Genomic DNA, 16,854 nt, shown 5'->3' on the forward strand with positions numbered 1-16,854 from the left:
TGATGCCGCTCACGCGCTGATGTCGCGGCTGGTGAACCGCGACCAGGCCGCCGAGCCGAACACGGCGACGTAGGCGGCCTGCAGACCGAGGTCCTTCCACACGCCGTCCCAGTACATCGGTTCGCGCAGCAGGTCGGAGAAGTTCATCCAGTAGTGGGTGAACAGGAACGGCCGGATCGCGTCCAGCTGCGGGAAGGCGTCCAGGATCTGCACGGTGATCACCAGGCCGACGGTCGCGGCCATTGCGGCGATGCCGCTGCCGGTGAGGGTCGAGACGAACAGCCCGATCGCCACCAGCCCGGCCAGCGAGAGCGCGACCACCCCGGCCACCAGCACCGCCCGCAGCAGCGCGTCGGAGAAGCCGATGGTGTCCCCGGAGATCAGCGTGACCTCGCCGAGCGGGAACAGCGCGGCCCCGGTGGCCAGCGCCGACAGCGCGACCGCCGCCGTCGCGGCCAGGCAGAACACCAGCCCGGCGGTGAACTTGGCGGCCAGCAGCCTGGTCCGCCCGGCCGGGGCGACCAGCAGGTAGCGCAGCGTCCCGGTGGCCGCCTCGCCGGCGACCGAGTCCCCGGCCACCACCCCGACCGTCATCGGGAGGAAGACCGGCAGCGCCACCGCCAGCGCGGTGAACACCAGGAACAGCCCGTTCTGGGTCGTCTGCGCGATGAAGCTCGGCCCGCCGCCGCCCTCGTGCGGGCTGTCGGTGTTGAGCTTGACCACCACGCCGATCAGGATCGGCAGCACCGCCAGGATGCCCAGCAGCACCTTGGTGCGCAGCCGGCGGAAGGTCAGGTGCAGCTCGTTGCGGAACAGCGCCAGGAACCCGGCCGCGGTCTGCGGCCGACGCCCGGCCATCGGCAGCGCCTCAGCCTGCGACATCGAAGCCCTCCCCGGTCAGCGCCACGAAGGCGTCCTCCAACGTGCCCCGCTCCAGCCCGAATCCGTGTACCCGCACCCCGGCCTCGACCAGCGCCGCGCACAGTTTGGGCAGCACCTCGTCGCCGCCCTGGGCGCCCAGCTCGCCGTCCACCCGGCCCTCGCCGGGCACCAGCGAACCCACCTGGTGGGCGGCCAGCACCTCGGCGGCCTGCGCCACGTCGGGGGTGCGGACCACCAGCCGGCCCTGGGCCCGGGCGGCCAGCTCGGTGACGGTGCCCTGCACCACCAGCCGGCCCCGGGACATCACCGCCGCGTGGGTGCAGACCTGCTCGATCTCATCCAGCAGGTGCGAGGAGAGGAACACCGTGGTGCCCTCCGCCGCGACCTCCCGCACCAGCGCCCGGATCTCCCGCATGCCCTGCGGGTCCAGGCCGTTGGTCGGCTCGTCCAGCACCAGCAGCTCGCGCGGCTGCAGCAGCGCGGAGGCAAGGCCCAGGCGCTGCTTCATGCCCAGGGAGTAGGCGCGGGCCTTCTTGCCGGCCGCGGCACTCAGGCCGACCCGCTCCAGCGCGGCGTCCACCCGCTGCCGACGGGTGCGCGGGTCGGCGGTCGGGTCGGCGGAGTCGAAACGGACCAGGTTGTCCCGGCCGGAGAGGAAGCCGTACAGCGCCGGGCCCTCGATCAGCGCGCCCACCCGGGGCAGCACGGTGGCGACGGACTGCGGCATCGACTCGCCGAGCACGGTGGCCACGCCGGAGGTGGGGGCGATCAGGCCCATCAGCATCCGGATGGTGGTGGTCTTGCCGGAGCCGTTGGGGCCGAGGAAGCCGAACACCGAGCCGCGTGGCACGGTCAGGTCCAGGCCGTCCACGGCGAGCTGGCCGCCCCGGAAGCGCTTGGTCAGGCCGCGGGTTCTGATCACGTCGTCGGTCGGGGAGGAGGAAGGAGCGGCAGGAGCGGAAGGAGCGGGGGCCGGGCGCGACGCGGCGCCCGGGCCCCCGGCCGACTCCGTAACGTCCCCCGTTACGGGAGCCTTGGACATCCGTCAGTTCACCCCGGCGGCGTGCTGCAGGACCGGCAGGGTCACGGCGCCGGCGAAGACCCGGCCGTCGTCGGTGAGCAGGACGTTGACGACCTTGGTGCTGATCAGCGTGCCGCCGCCGACCGGCTTGCCCAGCGACTTCACCAGCGCCTGCGGGTTCACCGGCTGGCCGTGGTGCTTGCCCTGCTTGCCGTCGCCCTTGGCCTCCCCGGCGGGCGCCCCGACGCCGGCGGGCAGCCGGGTGGAGACCACGGCCGTCCAGCCCTCGCCGATCACGTTCACGCCACCGTGGTCCTTGGCGGCCCCGGCCCCGGCCCCGGCCCCGGCCTTGGCCTCGTGGCCCTTGGCCGCGTCGTCCGCCTTCCGCTCCGTCACCTTGGCGCCCTTGGGCACCGTGAAGTCGAAGGTCTTGGCGGCCGGCTTGGCGAAGGACACCTCGGTGAAGTGGACGTCCAGCACGGTGGAGCCGTCGGTGGACTTCACCACCACCGCGAGCGGTACGCCGTTGTCGGCGGCCACCGAGATCCGCACCTCGGCGACGGTCGAGCCGGACTGGGTCGGCTTGACGCTCAGCTGGTACGCCTTCTGCCCGGCCACGGTGGCCGTCCCGGCCGCGGTGACGGAAGTGGTGCCGGCGCTCTCGGTCAGGAACCGCTTGGCGGCCTCCTGCGGGGTGGTCGGCACCCCGGTCAGCGGCGCCTCGGCCCGGTGCTCGCCCGCCGGACGCCCGGTCAGGTGCACCGCGCTGTTGGTCGAGCTGTCCCAGGCCCAGCTCTGGTCGCCGTTGCGGACCAGGGTGTAGCCCGCCATGTTCTCCATCAGGTCCACCCGCTGGCGGTCCGGCCCGTCCACCGCGACCCGCAGGGTCTGGTCCCCGCCGAGCAGGTCGAGGAGCTTGGCCTGCGGGTCCGCCGAGGAGCCGTTGCCCTGCTCGCCGCCGTGCCCGGCCGCCGCGGCGAGACCGCCGGCCCCGCTCAGCAGCTGGCCGGGCAGCCCGAGGTCGGTCGAGACCGACACCGTCCCGGACAGGGTCTGGGCGTCGGAGCCGAGCGCCTTGGCCACCAGCGCCTCCGCCGAGACGGCCGGCAGGTCGGGCGGGGAGTCGGCGGCCAGCGCGGGCACCAGCCCGACCCCGGTGGCGATCACCGCGGCCACCGCCAGCGGGACCCCGGCCCGTACCAGGGTGCGCCGCCGTGAACGGAACGGCACCCCGTCGTCCTGCTGGTCCCCCGCGGTCGTCTCATTGGTCATGGCGTCCTCAACTCCTCTGCGAACCCCTGCGATTGGCACTGTCCTTCCATTAGAGGCGGGCGCCGCCACGACGTCATCGCCCTGCAGGGCCAGATCGGGGTGAACCTGGTAGGTACATCGACCCTGAGAAGGCCTCAGGGTTGGCTCATCCGAACGTACGACACCTGGCGTAGGGTCGCGCCATGGATGGAACCGCCGTGGACGCAAGCACCCCCCCGACCGAGAACGCGATGCGTCGCGCCCTGCGTCGCGCCCGGGACGGCGTGACCCTCGACGTGACCGAGGCGGCCGTGCTGCTCCAGGCCAGAGGCGAGGACCTGCGCGACCTGTGCGCCGGTGCCGCCCGGGTGCGCGACGCCGGACTGGAGGCGGCCGGCCGTCCCGGCGTCATCACCTACTCCAAGAGCGTCTTCATCCCGCTCACCCGGCTGTGCCGCGACAAGTGCCACTACTGCACCTTCGCCACCGTCCCCGGCAAGCTGCGCAGGGCCGCTCGGGGCACGGTGGGGGCACCTCCCGGGCGAAGCCTGGGGGCGTTCATGTCCCCGGACGAGGTGCTGGAGGTGGCCCGGCGCGGGGCCGAACTCGGCTGCAAGGAAGCCCTGATCACGCTCGGCGACAAGCCCGAGGACCGCTGGCCCGAGGCCCGCGAGTGGCTGGACGCGCACGGCTACGACGACACCATCGCCTACGTGCGGGCGATGTCCATCCGCATCCTGGAGGAGACCGGCCTGCTGCCGCACCTCAACCCCGGGGTGCTGAGCTGGACGGACTTCCAGCGGCTGAAGCCGGTCTCCGCCTCGATGGGGATGATGCTGGAGACCACCGCCACCCGGCTGTGGAGCGAGCCCGGCGGCCCGCACTTCGGCTCCCCGGACAAGGAACCGGCCGTCCGGCTGCGGGTGCTGGAGGACGCCGGCCGCAGCTCCGTCCCGTTCACCAGCGGCCTGCTGATCGGCATCGGCGAGACGTACCAGGAGCGCGCCGAGTCGCTGTTCGCGCTGCGCAAGGTCTCCCGGGCCTACCACGGCGTCCAGGAACTGATCCTGCAGAACTTCCGCGCCAAGCCGGACACCGCGATGCGCGGCATGCCGGACGCCGAACTGGACGAGCTGGTGGCCACGGTGGCGGTGGCCCGCCACCTGCTCGGCCCGACGGCGTGCCTTCAGGCGCCGCCGAACCTGGTGGACGGTGAGTACGAGCGGCTGATCGCGGCCGGCATCGACGACTGGGGCGGCGTCTCCCCGCTGACCCCGGACCACGTCAACCCCGAGCGCCCCTGGCCGCAGATCGACCGCCTCGCCGAGCGCTCTGCCGCGGCCGGCTTCGAACTGCGCGAACGCCTCGCCGTCTACCCCGAGTACGTGCTGCGCGGCGAACCCTGGCTGGACCCGCGGGTGCTGCCGCACGTGCGCGCCCTGGCCGACCCGGCCACCGGCCTGGCGAACCCGGACTCGGTGGTCGAGGGCCGCCCCTGGCAGGAGCCCGAGGACCTCCCGGAGGCGTACGGGCGGACCGACCTGCACACCGCCGTCGACACCGAGGGCCGCACCGGAGACCGCCGGGCCGACTTCGAGGACGTGTACGGCGACTGGGAGGTGCTGCGCGAGCAGGTGCTCGCGAAGGGCGCGCCCGAGCGCCTCGCGGGCGACCTGCGCGAGGCCCTTGCGGTGGCCGCCGACGACCCGGCCAAGCTCACCGACGACCACGCGCTGGCCCTGTTCCACGCGGACGGCCCGGCCCTGGACGCCCTGTGCCGGATCGCCGACGACGTCCGCCGGGACGCGGTAGGGGACGAGGTCACCTACTGCGTCACCCGGAACATCAACTTCACCAACGTCTGCTACACCGGCTGCCGCTTCTGCGCCTTCGCCCAGCGCCGCACCGACGCCGACGCCTACACCCTCTCCCTGGAGCAGGTCGCCGAACGCGCCGCGCAGGCCTGGGAGGTGGGCGCCACCGAGGTGTGCATGCAGGGCGGCATCCACCCGGACCTGCCCGGCACCGCCTACTTCGACATCGCCCGCGCGGTGAAGGAACGGGTGCCCGGGATCCACGTGCACGCGTTCTCCCCGATGGAGGTGGTCAACGGCGCGACCCGGACCGGGCTTTCGATCCGCGACTGGCTGCAGCGGGCCAAGGAGTCGGGCCTGGACACCATCCCGGGCACCGCCGCCGAGATCCTGGACGACGAGGTCCGCTGGGTGCTCACCAAGGGCAAGCTGCCGGCCGCGACCTGGGTCGAGGTGGTCACCACCGCGCACGAGCTGGGCATCCGCTCCTCGTCCACGATGATGTACGGGCACGTGGACACGCCGAAGCACTGGCTCGGCCACCTGCGGCTGCTCGCCGGCATCCAGCAGCGCACCGGTGGTTTCACCGAGTTCGTCACCCTCCCGTTCATCCACACCAACGCCCCGGTCTACCTGGCCGGCATCGCCCGCCCCGGCCCGACCGCCCGGGACAACCGCGCCGTGGTCGCCATGGCCCGGCTGCTGCTGCACCCGCACATCCCCAACATCCAGACCAGCTGGGTGAAGCTGGGCGCCGAAGGCGCAGCCGAGATGCTCCGCTCGGGCGCCAACGACCTGGGCGGCACGCTGATGGAGGAGACCATCTCGCGGATGGCCGGTTCGGCGTACGGCAGCTACAAGTCGGTGCGCGGCCTCCAGGCGATCGCCGAGGCCGCGGGCCGCCCCCACCGCCAGCGCACCACCCTCTACGGCGAGGTGCCGGCCGAGCGGCGCGCGGCGGCGCTGGCCTCGGACGGGCACCTGCCGGAGCTGCTGCCGGTGCTGGAGTAGGCCGGCCCAGGCCGACCGCGGGACCCCGGCCGTCGCGGGGGCGGCGGCCGGGGCGGGGACGGCGGCCGGGGCGGGGAACCGAAGTGCGAGGGACGCCGTCGTTTCGCTCGCGCCTTCGAATACAGTGCCAGGGCGCGCGCGGCGGCCGTGCGTCGCGCGGACCCGCCCCCCGACCCCGACGAAAGGCGCCCCGTCGTGATGCCCCTGTGGTCACGAGCCCAGCAGCAGGACTTCCGCAGCCGGGTGCGGGGCTGCCTGCTCGGCGGTGCCATCGGTGACGCGCTCGGCGCCGGCGTCGAGTTCGAGTCGCTGGAGAAGATCCGGGCCCAGCACGGCCCGCGGGGCGTCACCGGCTACGTCCCCGCCTACGGGCGCACCGGCGCCGTCACCGACGACACCCAGCTCAGCCTGTTCACCGTGGACGGCCTGATCCGGGCCCACATCCGGCGCGACACCGGCAGCTGGCACCCGCCCACCGACCTGCACCTGGCCTACCTGCGCTGGGCCGCCACCCAGCGCGACTGGGGCCCGGACGAGCGCCGCCCCGACCTCGGCTGGCTCGGCCGCGAGGAGTGGCTGTACGCCCAGCGCGCCCCCGGCCAGGGCTGCCTCACCGGCCTGACCGGGCCGGACGGCCAGCGGCTCGGCACCCTGGAGCGGCCCAAGAACCCGCACTCCAAGGGCTGCGGCACGGTGGTGCGGGCGGCGCCGTTCGGGCTGCTCACCACCTGGGAGCCGGGCCTGGTCTTCCAGCTCGCGGTGGAGTGCTCGGTGCTCACCCACGGCCACCCGACCGGCTACCTGGCGGCGGGCGCGTTCGCGGTGATCGTCCAGTCGGTGGCCCGTGGCGGCACCCTGGAGGAGGGCGTCCACCTCGCGCTGGCGCTGCTCTCCGAGCGGCAGGCGCACGAGGAGACCACGGCCGCGCTGCGGGCCGCGCTGGACGCCGTCCGGGCCGGCGAGCCGTCCGCCGAACGGGTCGAGGCGCTGGGGGAGGGCTGGGTCGCCGAGGAGGCGCTGGCGATCGCGGTCTACTGCGCCCTGGTCGCCCACGACGTGCGCTCGGGCCTGTTGTTGGCGGTCAACCACTCCGGGGACAGCGACTCCACCGGCGCGATCTGCGGCAACCTGCTCGGGGTGCTGCACGGCGACACCGCGCTGCCGCCGGGCCTGCTGGCGGGGCTGGAGGGACGCGGCGCGATCCTCGAACTCGCCGACGACTTCGCGCTGGAGCTGATGCACGGCACCGAACTGCACGACCGGCAGACCCCGGAGGGCGTCAACTGGTCGGTCCGGTACCCGGTGGTGCACTGAACGAACGCCGTGGAAACGGCAGTTGCCCGTAGCTTCGGCCGCCGCTCGGGGCGACGGACAGCGCTACGGGCAACTCGTCCGAGCACGGATCCCGGTCAGGCCTCGCCGAAGGCTCCCGCCGCCGCGGCCGACGCGAACGCGTTCCAGGCCTCGGTGGAGAAGAGCAGCTGCGGGCCGAGCGGGTCCTTGGAGTCCCGGACCGCCACCGCCCCGGCGGCAGGTCCGGCGATCTCCACACAGGCGCCCTGGCCACCGCTGTGACTGCTCTTGCGCCAGGGGGTTCCGTACTCGGAGGGGGTGCTCATTCGTGGTATCCCTTTTCGATGTCGGCTATCAGCGACCGGCTCTCCGCGACACCGAGTGCGGCCGCTCTCAGGTAGTCGTACAGACCGGTATAGCGGCGCACGTCGGCCTCCTTCTCCAGGTAGAGATCGCTCGTCACACCTTCGAAGTAGACAACCGTGGAATCGGCTGACTCCGGGAACTCCAGCAGGGAGAATGTCCCGGTCATGCCGGGATGGGCGCCGTGCGAGAACGGGATCACCTGGATGGTGATGTTCGGTCGGAGGCTGAGCTCCAGCATCTGCTGCAGCTGCCGGGCCATGATCTCCCGGCTGCCGACCTCGCGGCGCAGCGCCGCCTCGTCTATGACGGTCCACAGGCTGCCGAGCTGGTTCTCGCCGTGGACGCGCTCCTGGCGCTTCATCCGCACCTGCACCCGGCGCTGCACCGCGATCGCGTCGGTGTCCGGCTGGGTGCCCTCGACCACGGCCTGGGCGTACTGCTCGGTCTGGAGCAGCCCCGGGATGAAGGAGGACTCGTAGGCGCGGATCGAGGAGGCCTCGGCCTCCAGGCCGATGTAGACGCTGTACGGGGTCGGCATGTCGTTGAAGTCGTGCCACCAGCCCCGCTGGCGGGACTCCTTGGCCATCTCCATCAGGCTGCTGCGCATCTGTTCGTCGGACACGTTGTAGACGTCGCAGAGGTCGCGCACGTCGCGCTGGCTGATGCTGCGACGGCCGTTCTCCAGCCGGCTGATCTTCGACTGGGAGACCATCAGCCGGCCGGCCACCTCCTCCGCCGTCATTCCGAGGCCCTCGCGGAGTTTTCGCAGCTCCGAGCCGAGGCGTCGGCGGCGCACGGTGGGATTGATGTTCGCGGACACGTCGACCTCCGGCCGGACCTCTGGTGATCGTTGGAACGGCAGCCCTCGGAACACTTCGGACATTGGGACCAACCCCCCTGACTTGGAGCAGCATGACACCTTGGGCCAGGTCGGCGCCGGGGAATCACAGCAGCGCAGTAGAACGGATCATCGGAAAAGCGCTTCTGTGAGACAGCGCAAGCCCCCAGGTGGTAATGCGGCTCGACGACTCGGACCGGTGGTTCCGGAAGACCCCGACGGGCCTCCGGGAACGGCAGAGGGGCGGTCGCCGGGCGACTTGCGTCGCGGGGCGACCGCCCCTCCGTGTTTCTGGCGGTGCCGGTGCTTCTGGCGGTGCCGGTAGTACTGGTGGTGCCAATGGTGCGGGATGGCGCGCACGGGTGCCCGCCGCCCTCGGGCGGCGCGGACGGGACGGTGTGCGCCGTCGGACGTGTCGTCGGCGAGTCGGACTCGGCGCGCCGGGGGTCGTTGTGGTCAGCGGCCGACCAGGATCAGCGGCCCGCCCGGATCAGCGGACCGCTGGGATCAGCTGGCCGCCTGGATCAGCGGACCCCGACCCGAGGGGCGGAGACCCGCCCGCCGGAGGTCCGGCCCGCCGCGCGGGCACCGGAGCGGCCGGTGCCGGTCCCGGAAGCCTGGGAGGAACGGTTCTGCTGTGCCGGCAGGCCGTTCTGCACGTCCATCACGGCGTGCGCGACCATCCCGCCGAGCGGGTCGTACCGGATCAGGTCGCGCAGCCGAGACCGCGAGGACCGGCCCTCGTTACCCGGGTACAGGTGCTTGCCCAGCCCCACCGAGTGGGCGAGGGCCGCGAGCGCGGCCGTCCGCGGGTCCGGCGGTACACCGGTGCGGATCGCGGTGTCCAGCCGCTGCTTGATCGCGGCGTTGGTGCAGTCGTCGACCGCCTGGTACCGGGTCGTCGGCAGCACCCCGCACATCTGGCCGGGCACGGCGGTGACCATGCCGCAGCGCTCCAGGTGCGCCAGGTACGTCTGCCGAAGCCCCAGGCGGGGCCCGCCGATCCAGTGCGCCGCGCGGACCGGGCTGCCGCGTCGGCGCAGCAGCTCCAGTGCGTGGTCAAGGGTCGGGTCGCCGGTCGGCCGTGCGAGCACGACGGCGATCCGGTCTCCCTCCGGTACGATCCGTCCGGCCAGGGACAGCTCGACGAGCTGCGCCCCGGCGAGTCCGAGGTCGAGGGTCTGCGGCTGCGCCGTGGTACCCGTGGTCGGGTCCAAAGCGAGCAGCAAGAGTTCCTCGGGAACAGTTCTGCGGCTCTTGCCCATCCAAGCCTCCCCGCGTGGATGAGAGACAGGGTGACGCCTCTCACACGGGCTTGTCGAGTACGCCTCCGAATCGTGACCTTGCGGTGAAGGCGCGGAACCGGCGGCCGCGACCCCGGCGTCTGACCGTTGAACAGGCCGCGATGCGGCCGTGCGGCGGCAATAAGCGCCGGTCGGGCGGGGTGTGCGCGGCCGGATCGACCGCATGTGGCGGAGACTGTACAGGTACACGGGGCGGGGCGTCGGCTTCCCGAAATCGGGTCTGCCGGTGCCCCGCCGGGCGTTGAGGAGGCTGGGATACGTGGGCGAGTCCCCCGACAGGGTGCTGAGGGACGACGAGCGGGAGCGGGGCGGCGAACGCGAACGGACCGGTACGGCGGCCGGCACCGCTGAGGGTGCCGACGGCGGGTCGGTCGACCCGGCGTCAGCCGGAACCACTGCCAAGGCATCCGCGGAGACCACCGCCGGGACGCCGGCCGAGTCCTCGGCCGCGGCGTCCGCCGAGCCCTCCTCCGGCGCGTCCGCCGAGAAGCCGTCGGCGGGGGCCGAGGGCGGGTCGACCGTACAGATCCGCGTCCGGGATGTGGACAGCCGGACGACGATGCTGCGCCTGCCGGTGGACAACAAGACCACCGCGCTGCGGCTGCCCGAGGAACTGCTGAAGGCCGCGGGCGACGACAGTTCAGATGGTGGGGCGGAGAGGGAGGAGTCGGCCTCGACGGCTGACGCGGCGGAGGAGGCCGCCGAACGGCCATCCGGCGCCGACCCGCGTCTCACCATGCGGACGGCTGGCGCGGTGGCTGCGAAGGGTGCCGGGGAGGCTTCCGAGAGTGCTTCCGTGAAGGCCGACGAGACTGAGAAGGCGTCGGAGCAGCCCCTCGCGAAGACCGGTTCCGCGGCCGACACGCCGGAGAAGGCGAAGCCGGCGGAGCGGGCCGACACACCCGAGGCCGCCGAACCGAAGGAGTCCGCGGCGTCCGGGCAGCCCGCTGAATCCGAGGAGCCCGCCGAGTCCGAGCCCGCCGAGTCCAAGGCTGCCGAGGCAGCGGCAGACGAGGCCGCCGAGACCGCCGGGTCCGACGAGTCCGACGAGCCGTACGACCCGACCAGGACCATGCTGCTCACCACGCCCCCGGTTCCGACCGGCAAGGCCGAGAAGCTGGAGAAGCCCAGGCCGCTGGGCGCCCCCGCCGCCCCGGCCGCCCCGGCCGCCCCGGCCGCCGGCACCGTGCCCGAGCCCCCGGAGCCCACCCCGCTGCCCGAGCCGGCGCCCGTCCCCGAGCCGGGGCCCGAGCCGCACCCGACGCCCAAGCCCGTCCCCGAACCCGAGCCGACCCCGGGGCCCGAACCGCTGCCCGAGCCGCCCCCGAAGCCCGAGCCCGGTCCGGCCCCGGCGCCCACCCCGCTGCCCGAGCCCGACCCGCGGCCGGTGCCGCCCGTCCCGCCGCTGCCCGGGCCCGAGCCGCTGCCCGCCCCGCAGCCGCTGCCCCGGCCCGAGAACACGGCCGAGGCGATGGAGGTCCTGGCCTCCCTCAACTCCCGTCCGGTCTCGCCGCTGCGCCGCGCGCTCAAGCGGATCACCATCTGGACGGTGTTCCTGGCCGTGGTGCTCGGTGCGGTCGTGGTGGCCCAGCTGCTGCGCCCGCTGCCGGACGCGAAGGTGAAGATGTCGGCTGCGGGTAGCTTCACCTTCTCCGGCGACGCGCTCGACCTCGCCTGGCCGGCCAAGGGTCAGTCCGCGGCCGAGGTGGTCGGCGTGGGCAGCCTCGGCAGTTCGGGCCAGGAGACCCCGGCCTCGATCGCCAGTGTCACCAAGGTGATGAACGCCTATCTGATCCTGCAGAAGTACCCGCTGAAGAAGGGGGAGAGCGGCCCGAAGATCACCGTCGACCCGCAGGCCGCGCAGGAGTCCGGCAACGCCGACGAGTCCCGGGTGACGCTCACCGCGGGTCAGGTGCTCACCGAGTACCAGGCGCTGGAACTGCTGATGCTGCCGTCCGCCAACAACGTGGCCCGGCTGCTCGCCCGCTACCACTCCGGCTCCGAGGAGGCGTTCGTCAAGCTGATGAACGACACGGCGGCCAAGTTCGGCATGACCAACACGACCTACGCCGACCCGGCGGGCTTCAACGCGGACACCAAGTCCACCGCCAAGGACCAGCTGAAGCTGGCCGAGCAGGTCATGCAGGACGAGATCTTCCGGCAGATCGTCTCCACCCCGGACACCACCCTCAACGGCGTGAAGATCCTCAACACCAACAACCTGATCAACCCGAAGACCGGCGTCATCGGCGTCAAGACCGGTTCCAGCACCCCGGCCGGCGGCTGCCTGATGTGGGCCGCGTACAAGGAGATCGGCGGCGTGAAGCGGCTGATCCTCGGTGTCACCCTGGGCCAGCAGGCCACCTCGTCCAAGGAGGGCGACGGCATCCTGCCGACCGTGCTGAAGGTCAGCGGCAAGCAGATCCAGGCCGCGCAGAACGGGCTGACCGGCCAGACCGTGGTGAAGAAGGGCGACGTCGTCGGCTCGGTGGACGACGGGCTCGGCGGCAAGGTCCCGGTCGTCGCGACCAAGGACCTCGTGGTGGCGGGCTTCCCCGGCATCAGCGGCACGATCACCCTGGACCCGGCCAAGCTCCGCCACAACGAGAAGGCCGGCAAGGAGGTCGGCACCCTGCGGGTGGGCTCGGGCGACAGCAAGGTGGAGGTCCCGGTGGCCCTCCAGTCCGACCTGAACCCGCCGTCCATCCAGTCCCGACTGCTGCGCATGCTGTGAGCGCGTCGAACGGTTGAACGGCCGAAGGGGGAGCCGGAACGATCCGGCTCCCCCTTCTCCGTCGGTCCGGCTTCTCCGCGGCCCCAGGTCCGGGCGCCCCAGGTCCGGATGTCTCAGGTCGCGGGGTCGAGCAGCGCTAGGGTGAGACCGCCGAGCGGTACCACCTTGTCCGGCGCGCCGTACCGCTGCCTGAGCGGCTGTGCCTGCTCCTCCGCCAGGGCCGCCAGCGGGTCCGGGGTGTCCCCGAGGACCAGCAGCCAGACCCGCGGTACGTCCCCCAGACAGGCCTCCGGCCGCAGGCAGGGCTCGGGGGCCAGCGCCTCGGCGTCCTCGGCGCTGCGCGCGACGAACACCGGGAACGGCTGGACGTTCGGGGGCAGGTGGTAGCTGACGCCCGGCCAGACCATCGCCCAGGACTGGTCGCCCATCGGGGCCGCCAGCCCGTCCCCGGGACGGTACCCGGCGGTGATCTCCTCGGCCGCCGCCCGGAACGGCTCCTTGGAGCGGGTGTGCGCGTCCGCGTACCGCACCGCGGGCTGCTCGGGCAGCGCCGCCACGGCCGGGATGGCGAGCAGGCCCACCGCCAGCAGCCTGGCCGTCGCCACGGCCGCCCGCGGCTGGGCGGTCCGTCCCGGCGCCCACCGCCGCCCGGCCCGGGCCGCCACCGCGCGGTACACCGCCGCGACCCCGCCCCCGGCCAGTACCGCCCAGGCGGGCACCGTGAAGAGCAGGTACCGGTCGAGGAAGTACGAGGTGGTGCCCCGCGACACCAACCAGACGCCCACCACCGGCAGCTCCGCCAGCAGCAGCGACTGCCAGGCCCGCAGTCGCAGGCCGGGCAGCAACAGCGCGGGCAGCGCCAGCAGGACGAAGGCCCGGGCCACCTGGTCCGAGCCGAAGAGGTGCCCGCCGAAGTCGGTCAGGTCGGAGAAGGACGGCGTCTTGATCCAGCCGAGCTGCCGGTCGGACTGCCGGCTGCCGAGCAGCGCCACCGGCAGCACCGGGAGCACCGCCGCGGCCACGGCGACCGGGTACTGCCACCGGATCCGCCGTTCCGCCCCCGTTCGGGTGCGCCACAGGTGCAGCAGCACCAGCGCGGTCTGCCCGGCGACCGTACTGAACGAGACCAGGTGCCAGGCCCCGGCCAGCGCCATCGCCACGGAGTACGGCGCCCAGCGCCGCAGTCCCGGCCGCTCCAGCGCCCGCAGCAGGAAGTAGGTGGCGGCCGCGATCGAGCAGGTCGCCAGCGCGTAGGCGCGCGCCTCCTGGGCGTAGTGGGACACCTGGGGCGGCACCGTGAACAGCAGCCCCGCGCCGATCGCCGCGACCCGGTCGCCGAACAGCCGCTCGGCGGTCAGCGCCACGAAGGCGGCCGCCGCCGCCATCGCCAGCACGGAGGGTATTCGCAGGGCCACCGCCGAGTCGCCGAACACCGCCGTCCAGCCGTGCATCAGCAGGTAGTACGCGCCGTTGCTGGCGTCTATGTGCTGGAGCAGCCGCAGCAGGTCGCCCAGCGAGCGGGTGGCCACGGTCCAGGTCGCCATCTCGTCCCGCCACAGCTCGGGCGTGCCCAGCCGGTACGAGCCGACGCCCAGCATCACCACCGCCGGCCAGAACCACACCTGCCCCGGCAAGCGGACGGCCGGGCGTACAGCTGGTGTCATCAGGGCCTTCGTCTCCTTCGGGCGGCACGCCGGGGCGATCCGAACACTTCTCCGCAGGCTACTTGACCTGCCCTGACGCCCCGTCGGCACCCGCCCCCTGACCACCATCCCCGGCCACGACCCCCCAGCCGACCCCCGATCCGGTACGCTGTGAACGGCCTGGTCACAGACCGGCCCCGCCTCAGTAGCTCAGGGGATAGAGCACGGCTCTCCTAAAGCCGGTGTCGCAGGTTCGATTCCTGTCTGGGGCACACCACGGCACCACAGCCCGCAGGCCCCCCGTCCGACCTCGGACGGGGGGCCTGCGGCGTTGTTCCCGGGGGCGTCAGCGGACGGGCTCGTCCGGGCGGTCGACGGGATCGTCCAGCTCCGCGTCCTCGGCGTGCGACGCTCGGACGTAGGGCACGATGACCCGCTGAACCCGGGGCCTGGTGCGCCAGTTGACCCGTCGTACGTCCCGCGCCAGCGCGCCCGGGCGCCAGAGCTCGATCGCGGCGGTCACGACGCCCAGTACGACGCCGGCCGCCAGCCAGCCCGCCAGTACGTCGCTGGGCCAGTGCACGCCGAGGGCGACCCGGGTCCAGCCGATGGTGAGCACCGTCCCGGCGGCCACCGCGCAGGCGGCGGTCCGGCCGCGGCGGTGGACCCGGTACCAGACCAGGCCGACCAGGACGGCGCAGGTGATCGCCGAGGCCATCGCGTGCCCGGAGGGGAAGGCCGGGCCGCCGGCGTGCGAGACCGGGTCGTTGAAGACGGGGCGCGGGCGGTCGAAGGCCAGCTTCAGCGCCCACTGGGCGCCCCAGCCGACCAGGGTCTGGGCGGCCACCCAGCCGGCCAGCACCCGGGCGCCGATCAACAGGAGCCAGGCGGCGGCAACGCCGAGAAGTGCACGCATCGTGACGGGGCCGCCGATGTCGGAGAGGGTCTGCACGGCGGCGGTCCAGATCCGGTGTTCCTGTGCGTAGATGTGGAGTTCGCTGATCCAGTGCTGGTCGAACTCGTGCAGAGGGTGCCAGTGGCCCGTTACCAGCGCCGCCAGGAGGCCGAACAGCGCGGCGCAACCCAGCGCGAGCGCGGCGTCCCGAAGGAGGCCGTGATAACGCACGGTGACGGAGGTCGAGCTGTTGGTCAGGTGCATGCCTGACACCTTCCCAGCGTGCTGTGCCGATCGGGAGCTGGAGCGATAGCGATTTGGCATCTTTTGTGAGGAGGACCTGCGTGCGCCGGGGAACGTGCGCGGCCGTTCGCCGGTTCAACGGTAGGCGGCGGTCGCATGGAGAGCCGGTGAAGAGGCGTCCCGGTTGATCGCGCGAAGCGATCGCAAGCGGGCGCATTGGGTGTTCGGCCGGTCACCGAGCGTCCAGAACCGGGGTGAAAACCGGCAGGATACTGCATCGCCGGGAAGAATCTGAGTGACTTGGGAATGTTGTCCGGATTCTGTTCGTTGGATCGTTACGTGTGAGGCCCCAAGGGGCCCGCACTTCTTGCCCTCACGGGCAGGCAGGCAGACCTCGGCAACACCAGTCAAAGGGAGCAAGCATGGCCACCCGTGCCGTCGTTCGCGACAGGGCCGACCGGAGTCGCGCGGCCCGCCCGACCAACCTTGAGGCCGACCGCGACCTGGTCGGCATGTACCTCGACGAGATCGCCAGGACGCCCCTGCTCGATGCCGCCGAGGAGGTCGAGCTCTCGCTGCGGATCGAGGCCGGCGTGTACGCCCAGCACCTGCTGGACGAGGACGGACTTCCGGACGGTGTCACGCGCGAGGAGCTGGAGGCGATAGCCGAGGACGCGGAGCGCGCCAAGGACGTGTTCATCCGCTCCAACCTCCGCCTGGTGGTCGCGGTCGCCCGCCGCTACCCGCGCAGTGGCCTCCCGCTGCTGGACCTCATCCAGGAGGGCAACGCGGGCTTGGTGCGCGCCGTCGAGAAGTTCGACTACGCCAAGGGTTTCAAGTTCTCCACCTATGCCACCTGGTGGATCCGGCAGGCGATCACCCGCTCCATCGCCGACCAGTCCCGCACCATCCGGCTGCCCGTGCACCTGGTCGAGGAGCTCGGCCGGATCCGGCGGGTGCAGCGCGAGAAGTCCAAGGAACTGGGCCGCGAGCCAGAGCCGGCCGAGATCGCGGCCGAGCTGGACACCACCGAGGCTCGGATCAAGGACGTGCTGGACTGGGCGCGCGACCCGGTCAGCCTCAACATGTCGGTCGACGACGAAGGCGAGACCCAGTTCGGCGACCTGGTCGAGGACACCGGGGCGACGTCCCCCGAGGACGCCGTGATGGTCATGCTCCGCCGCGAGGAGCTGGACGGCCTGATCGGGCGGTTGGACGACCGCACGGCCTCGATCATCCGCTCCCGTTACGGCATGGAGGACGGCCGCGAGCGCACCCTGACCGAGGTGGGCAAGCAGCACGGCCTCACCCGCGAGCGGATCCGCCAGATCGAGAAGCACGCGCTCGCCGAACTGAAGAAGATCGCCGACCACGCGGGCTTCGAGGCCGCCTGAGGAGCCGCCTGACGAACGAGCCCACGGCCGAGCCCGTCTCGGCCGGGAATGACCGAGCCCGTCTGCCCCCGGGCCCTGGTGCGGAGCGCTCCGCCCAGGGCCCGCGGCGTGCCACGGGGCTCTTAGGCTGGAGGGACAGGACGGCCCGGGTGATCAGGGGAGTGG

At 72.8% G+C, this 16,854-nt stretch carries 12 protein-coding genes and 1 tRNA gene; 5 read left to right on the forward strand and 8 right to left on the reverse strand.

Annotated features, from left to right (window positions below; translation table 11 throughout):
• Positions 1–9: 9 nt before the first annotated feature.
• Genes ACZ3UD_RS08950 through ACZ3UD_RS08960 form a run of 3 tightly spaced genes read right to left on the reverse strand, consistent with a single transcriptional unit; the run spans position 10 to position 3,175 of the window.
• Positions 10–882, reverse strand: coding sequence for an ABC transporter permease (locus tag ACZ3UD_RS08950; protein WP_465584120.1), 873 nt, complete (start codon positions 880–882; stop codon positions 10–12).
• Positions 869–1,924 (reverse strand): ABC transporter ATP-binding protein, encoded by a 1,056-nt coding sequence (locus ACZ3UD_RS08955; RefSeq protein WP_465584123.1) that lies wholly within the window; start codon positions 1,922–1,924, stop codon positions 869–871. The genes ACZ3UD_RS08950 and ACZ3UD_RS08955 overlap by 14 nt, the downstream gene beginning before the upstream one ends.
• A gap of 3 nt (positions 1,925–1,927) precedes the next feature.
• Positions 1,928–3,175, reverse strand: a complete 1,248-nt coding sequence (locus ACZ3UD_RS08960; protein ID WP_465584126.1) for a LolA family protein — start codon at positions 3,173–3,175, stop codon at positions 1,928–1,930.
• Between the two features lie 230 nt (positions 3,176–3,405).
• Here ACZ3UD_RS08960 and ACZ3UD_RS08965 point away from each other — a divergent pair, with 230 nt between their 5' ends.
• Both ACZ3UD_RS08965 and ACZ3UD_RS08970 read left to right on the forward strand, forming a co-directional pair.
• Positions 3,406–5,979 carry a bifunctional FO biosynthesis protein CofGH gene (locus ACZ3UD_RS08965; protein WP_465584350.1) on the forward strand — a complete coding sequence of 858 codons (2,574 nt, stop codon included), beginning with the start codon at positions 3,406–3,408 and terminating at the stop codon, positions 5,977–5,979.
• Between the two features lie 198 nt (positions 5,980–6,177).
• Positions 6,178–7,293 (forward strand): ADP-ribosylglycohydrolase family protein, encoded by a 1,116-nt coding sequence (locus tag ACZ3UD_RS08970; RefSeq protein WP_465584128.1) that lies wholly within the window; start codon positions 6,178–6,180, stop codon positions 7,291–7,293.
• Between the two features lie 95 nt (positions 7,294–7,388).
• On the opposite strand, the gene ACZ3UD_RS08975 is transcribed toward ACZ3UD_RS08970, so the two are convergent.
• The 3 genes from ACZ3UD_RS08975 to ACZ3UD_RS08985 all read right to left on the reverse strand — a co-directional run bounded on the left by ACZ3UD_RS08975 (position 7,389) and on the right by ACZ3UD_RS08985 (position 9,741).
• A complete protein-coding gene (locus ACZ3UD_RS08975) occupies positions 7,389–7,598 on the reverse strand; it encodes a DUF397 domain-containing protein (RefSeq protein WP_380611855.1) in 210 nt (69 codons plus the stop codon).
• Positions 7,595–8,458 carry a helix-turn-helix domain-containing protein gene (locus ACZ3UD_RS08980; protein ID WP_380611856.1) on the reverse strand — a complete coding sequence of 288 codons (864 nt, stop codon included), beginning with the start codon at positions 8,456–8,458 and terminating at the stop codon, positions 7,595–7,597. Before ACZ3UD_RS08980 ends, ACZ3UD_RS08975 begins: the two co-directional genes overlap by 4 nt.
• A gap of 542 nt (positions 8,459–9,000) precedes the next feature.
• Positions 9,001–9,741 carry a GOLPH3/VPS74 family protein gene (locus ACZ3UD_RS08985; protein WP_465584132.1) on the reverse strand — a complete coding sequence of 247 codons (741 nt, stop codon included), beginning with the start codon at positions 9,739–9,741 and terminating at the stop codon, positions 9,001–9,003.
• Between the two features lie 298 nt (positions 9,742–10,039).
• Here ACZ3UD_RS08985 and ACZ3UD_RS08990 point away from each other — a divergent pair, with 298 nt between their 5' ends.
• A complete protein-coding gene (locus tag ACZ3UD_RS08990) occupies positions 10,040–12,514 on the forward strand; it encodes a hypothetical protein (protein WP_465584135.1) in 2,475 nt (824 codons plus the stop codon).
• Between the two features lie 113 nt (positions 12,515–12,627).
• Here the strand turns inward: ACZ3UD_RS08990 and ACZ3UD_RS08995 are convergent, their stop codons facing one another.
• Positions 12,628–14,178 carry a glycosyltransferase family 39 protein gene (locus ACZ3UD_RS08995; RefSeq protein WP_465584138.1) on the reverse strand — a complete coding sequence of 517 codons (1,551 nt, stop codon included), beginning with the start codon at positions 14,176–14,178 and terminating at the stop codon, positions 12,628–12,630.
• Positions 14,179–14,356: 178 nt separating this feature from the next.
• On the opposite strand from ACZ3UD_RS08995, the gene ACZ3UD_RS09000 reads away from it, so the two are divergent.
• A tRNA-Arg gene (locus ACZ3UD_RS09000) sits at positions 14,357–14,429 on the forward strand.
• 74 nt (positions 14,430–14,503) lie between these two features.
• On the opposite strand, the gene ACZ3UD_RS09005 is transcribed toward ACZ3UD_RS09000, so the two are convergent.
• Complete coding sequence (locus ACZ3UD_RS09005) at positions 14,504–15,316, reverse strand: phosphatase PAP2 family protein (protein ID WP_465584140.1); 813 nt, start codon at positions 15,314–15,316, stop codon at positions 14,504–14,506.
• Positions 15,317–15,717: 401 nt separating this feature from the next.
• On the opposite strand from ACZ3UD_RS09005, the gene ACZ3UD_RS09010 reads away from it, so the two are divergent.
• The gene (locus tag ACZ3UD_RS09010) at positions 15,718–16,689 is read left to right on the forward strand and encodes a sigma-70 family RNA polymerase sigma factor (protein ID WP_380611861.1); all 972 of its coding nucleotides are present in this window, start codon (positions 15,718–15,720) and stop codon (positions 16,687–16,689) included.
• Positions 16,690–16,854: the final 165 nt, after the last annotated feature.

The organism is Kitasatospora sp. NPDC023118, from assembly GCF_055560875.1.